Origin of the sequence: Streptomyces sp. SID13726 (assembly GCF_010548375.1) — a bacterium.
In the GTDB taxonomy this organism is placed as follows: Bacteria; Actinomycetota; Actinomycetes; order Streptomycetales; family Streptomycetaceae; genus Streptomyces.
Genome location: NZ_JAAGLY010000076.1, coordinates 1 through 826 on the forward strand (window position 1 = coordinate 1; position 826 = coordinate 826).

The window sequence follows — 826 nt, forward strand, 5'->3', positions numbered from 1 at the left end:
GACCTTGTCGGGCTCCGTCGTCGCGAAGACGAACTTCACGTGCTCGGGCGGCTCCTCGACGAGCTTGAGCAACGCGTTGAAGCCCTGCGGCGTCACCATGTGCGCCTCGTCGAGGATGAAGATCTTGTACCGGTCGCGCGCCGGGGCGAACGCGGCGCGCTCGCGGAGCTCGCGGGCGTCGTCGACGCCGTTGTGCGACGCCGCGTCGATCTCGACGACGTCGAGGCTGCCCGGGCCGCCGCGCGCGAGCTCGACGCACGAGGGGCAGACGCCGCACGGGGTGTCGAGCGGGTTGTCCGGGGTGTTCTGCGCGCAGTTGAGCGTGCGCGCGAGGATGCGCGCGCTCGTCGTCTTGCCGCAGCCGCGGGGGCCGGAGAAGAGGTAGGCGTGGTTCACCCGGCCGCTGCGCAGCGCCTGCATGAGCGGCGCGGTCACGTGGTCCTGACCGATCACCTCGGCGAAGGTCTCGGGCCGGTAGCGGCGGTACAGGGCGGTGCTCACCCCCGTCACTCTAGACGCCGCGTCCCACAGGCACGAGGCCGCTCCGCCGTCGTCCACGCGGAGCGCCGCGAGATCGACCCGTACGTCCGAGATCGACCCTCAGGAGGTCGATCTGGGGACGTACGGGTCGATCTCGGCGGGGGGTCAGCGGTGCAGCGCCTTGCGGGCCAGCCAGTTGCCCAGGAGCTGGGCGAGCTGCACGATCGCGATCATGATGAGCACCGTGACGATGACGACGCCCCAGTTGTAGCGCTGGTAGCCGAACCGGAGGGCGAAGTCGCCCAGGCCCCCGCCCCCGATGAGCCCGGCGATCGCCGACATGTCG

The 826-nt window shown here is 71.2% G+C and carries 1 protein-coding gene and 1 pseudogene; both read right to left on the bottom strand.

What is annotated here, in order from left to right; translation table 11 throughout:
* On the bottom strand, nucleotides 1-501 hold a 501-nt coding region (dnaX, locus tag G3I78_RS46400; protein ID WP_164436564.1), incomplete at its 3' end, for a DNA polymerase III subunit gamma/tau.
* A 144-nt stretch (nucleotides 502-645) separates the two neighbouring features.
* A pseudogene (locus G3I78_RS46405) lies at nucleotides 646-826 on the bottom strand (ABC transporter permease); the annotation flags it as partial.